We start from the raw sequence: 3,444 nt of genomic DNA, 5'->3' as shown, positions 1-3,444 counted from the left end.
CGTCGACGGGGCGGCGCTGCGGGTCGACGCGGCCGACCGCGCCGCGACCGGCTGGGTGGCCAAGCTCGGCGAGGCCACGGCCGCGGTGCGCGACGCCGCGCGGACGCTGGCCGGGCAGGCCGCGGAGAGCGGGGCACCCACCACCGAGCACGAGCTCGACGAGCTGCAGCGGGCCGTCGAGGGCTACCGCGCCACGGCCGTGCGGTGGTTGAGCGCGGTCGGCGACCACGCGGCGGCGCGGGAGAAGGCGGACACGGCGCTGGACTCCGTGCGGGCCGGCGCGGCCCGCGCGCAGGAGGCGCTGGAGCGCGCCGAGGGCGACGAGCGCGAGCACCGGCTCCTCGCCCGTGAGGTGGAGACCACGCAGGCCTCCATCGGCACCGCCTACCACGAGATCCTCGCCGAGCTGGACCGGTTGCGCGAGCAGCTCGGCGCGGCGAAGGGCGTGGTCCGGGAGACGGCGCGGGCCCAGCGCGAGGTGGAGGTCGACATCGGCGGCCTGCGGGTGGGGCTGCGTGCCGAGGAGGCCCGCCGGGAGGCCGCCGGCACCGCCCGCGACGCGGCGGGAGCCCGGTTGCAGGGGCTGTGCGCGGGGGTCCTGCCCGCCGACGCCGGCATCGAGCTCGACCTCACCGGCGAGGACGGCGTCCGCTCCACGCTGGAGGCCGCCCGGGCGATCGCGGCCAGCTGGCCGGACGTCCCGCACGCCCGGCGCAACATCGAGGACGCGTTCGCCCGGCTGGCCGAGGAGCTGCACGCCGGCCGCGACGTCCTGGGCACCCGGGCCGACCTGGTCGTCGAGCCGGAGGGCGACGTCCAGGTCCTCACCGCGCTGGTCGGCGGCGTCCGCATGGGCGCGGCCGCGCTGCGCGCCCGGCTCACCGAGGAGGCCGCCCGGGCCCGCGACGACATCACCGCGGCCGAGCGGGAGCTGTTCGACACCACGCTGACCGGCGACACCCGCCGCCACATCGCCGACCGGATCCGCCAGGCCACCGAGCTGGTCGACCGGATGAACGACCGGCTCGCCGAGGTCCGCACCGCGTCGCGGGTGGCCGTGCAGCTGGTGTGGCAGGTCGACCCCGACCTGCCACCGGCCGCCCGCGCCGCCCGCGAACTGCTGCTGCGCAACCCGGCCCGGCTGTCGGAGGACGACCGCGCCGCCCTGCACCACTTCTTCCGCGACCGCGTGGAGCAGGCCCGGGTCGAGGGCAGCGCCACCAGCTGGGAGCAGCAGCTCGCCGAGGTCTTCGACTACACGCGCTGGCACCGGTTCGTGGTCCGGGTGGACCGCGGCGACGGCGACGGCTGGCAGCTGCTGACCCGGCGCCTGCACGGCGCGCTGTCCGGCGGCGAGAAGGCGATCTCGCTGCACCTGCCGCTGTTCGCCGCGGTCGCCGCCCACTACCAGGCGGTGCCCATGGCACCCCGGATCATCCTGCTCGACGAGGTCTTCGTCGGGGTGGACACCACCAACCGCGGCCAGGTGTTCGCCCTGCTCGCCTCCCTCGACCTCGACCTCGTCCTCACCTCCGACCACGAGTGGTGCGCCTACGCCGAGCTCGACGGCATCGCCGTGCACGCACTGACGACGGGCGACGACGGCGACGACGCCGTCACCACCACCCGGTTCGTGTGGGACGGCCACGACTGGCAGGACGACGGATGACCCTCCCGGCCGCGCTGCGCGATCCGCTGCTGGAGCCGGTGTGGAAGGTGGCCCACGAACGCCTGTCGTCCGGCCGCCCGGTCGGGACGTTGCGCGTCGGGCCCCTCGACGAACCGCAGCGCGCGGCCCTGGCCGACCTGCTCGGGCTCGACCGGCTCGCGGCCGAGCACGAGAGGGTGCGCCTCGACCGGCTCGACGCGGTGCTGCGGGAGGTGGCGGGCCTGGACACCGGCGCGGTCGTCGAGGTCCTGCTCGGCCCGCTCGGCGACCGCGCGGCCGAGCGCGCCGCGGCCGCCGCCTCGCGGTCGGCCCTGTGGTCGTGGTTGTCCGACCACGAGGCGCTGCGCGCCCAACCCGCCCTGCGGGACTGGGCCGAGTCGCTGCGCCAGGCCGGCACCTCGTCCCCGGCGCGGACCCGCGAGCTGCTGGAACGCGCCCTCACCGTGCTGGCCCACCTCCCCGCCGACGGCCGCCCGCTACCCACGTTCGCCTCCGACGTCCTGCACGACCCCCACTCCCTCGACGAGGGCACGCCCCTCTCCGGCGTCGTCCTGCGCGCCCTCGCCTGCCTGCACGGGGCTCCCCCGCCGGCGAACGCGGAGGACCGCCGCGCCCTGTGGGAACGGATGGGAGTCACCGGCGACCAGCTCTCGGTCTCCGTGCTGGCCGCCGGCCTGCGCCCCGCGGGCACCGGCCTGGTTCCCGACCTCTGCCGCCGGTGCTGCGACGACGGCCACGCCGTCTCCCTGACCCTCGCTCAGCTCCGCTCCACCGGTGCGGTGGCCGGCGCCGGGGTCGTGCACGTCGTCGAGAACCCGTCGGTCCTGGCCCTGGCCCTCACCCGGTTCGGCCCGGCCTGCCCGCCGCTGGTGTGCACGTCCGGCTGGCCGAACGGAGCGGCCGTGCTGCTGCTCCGGCAGCTCGCCGCCGGTGGTGCGCGGCTGCGCTACCACGGTGACCTGGACGGCGAAGGCGTCCGGATCGCCGCCTACGTGACCGCGAAGACCCCGGCGACGCCGTGGCGGATGTCGGCCGCGGACTACCGCGGCGCCGTCCCGGCCACCGGTCGGCCGGTGGGGCGGGTGACCGAGGCGCCGTGGGACGCGGACCTGGCGACGGCGATGCGGGAGCGCGGGGTCGCGGTGTTCGAGGAGCAGGTGGTGGAGCTGCTGCTGGCCGACCTGGCCGGGTGATGCGCAGCGCCGGGGAACGCCGGCTCAGCCCGCGCGCAACCGCCCGACGGCGTCGCGCAGCCCGCAGTAGGCGGCCAGCTCGGCGGCGACCGGGGCCAGGACCAGCTCGTCGGCCACGTCGGTCACCGCTGCGCGCAATCTCGTCTCGACCGCCGCGCGCCGCCGCCGGGCCCCGATCCGGGCCGGCAGCCGGGCCAGCAGCGCGACCAGCAACCCGGCCAGCAGCCCACCGAGCAGCAGCACCGTGGGCAGCGGCAGCTCACCGACGTCGGGGGTCTCCGGTTCGGGCAGCCGCAGCACGGTCAGGGCGTAGAGCCCGGCCAGCCACAGCCCGCCGGCCAGGGCGAGCACGGCGAGCAGCGCCTGCAGCAGGCCGACCGCGCGCCACCACACCGGCTTGCGCGCCAGGCCGAGGTCGGTGGTCGCGACGGCGCGGTCGAGGGCGTCGGGCAGGTCGTCGGCGCGGGACCGGGCGGCGGCGCGGACGGTGTCCGGCCACGGCTCGGGCAGGCCGTCGGCGGCCCGGTCGGCGAGCGCGCGCAGGGCGAGGTCGACGCGGGAGCGCTCGACCGCCGAGGCCGT

The 3,444-nt window shown here is 77.6% G+C and carries 3 protein-coding genes; 2 read left to right on the top strand and 1 reads right to left on the bottom strand.

Annotated features, from left to right (window positions below):
• Together KIK08_RS38175 and KIK08_RS38170 are read left to right on the top strand one after the other, a co-directional pair.
• Window positions 1–1,669 (top strand): SbcC/MukB-like Walker B domain-containing protein (locus KIK08_RS38175; RefSeq protein ID WP_305849633.1); only part of this gene is annotated, 1,669 nt, incomplete at its 5' end.
• Window positions 1,666–2,862 carry a TIGR02679 family protein gene (locus KIK08_RS38170; protein ID WP_214408184.1) on the top strand — a complete coding sequence of 399 codons (1,197 nt, stop codon included), beginning with the start codon at window positions 1,666–1,668 and terminating at the stop codon, window positions 2,860–2,862. The genes KIK08_RS38175 and KIK08_RS38170, both read left to right, overlap by 4 nt.
• A gap of 24 nt (window positions 2,863–2,886) precedes the next feature.
• Here KIK08_RS38170 and KIK08_RS38165 read toward each other — a convergent pair.
• A partial coding sequence (locus KIK08_RS38165; RefSeq protein WP_214408183.1) for a hypothetical protein occupies window positions 2,887–3,444 on the bottom strand: 558 nt, incomplete at its 5' end.

The sequence above is a fragment of the Pseudonocardia lacus genome (assembly GCF_018531445.1).
GTDB classification, from domain to species: Bacteria; Actinomycetota; Actinomycetes; order Mycobacteriales; family Pseudonocardiaceae; genus Pseudonocardia; species Pseudonocardia lacus.
Note: the sequence above shows the minus strand (reverse complement) of the source record. Positions and strands in the feature narration are given on the sequence as shown.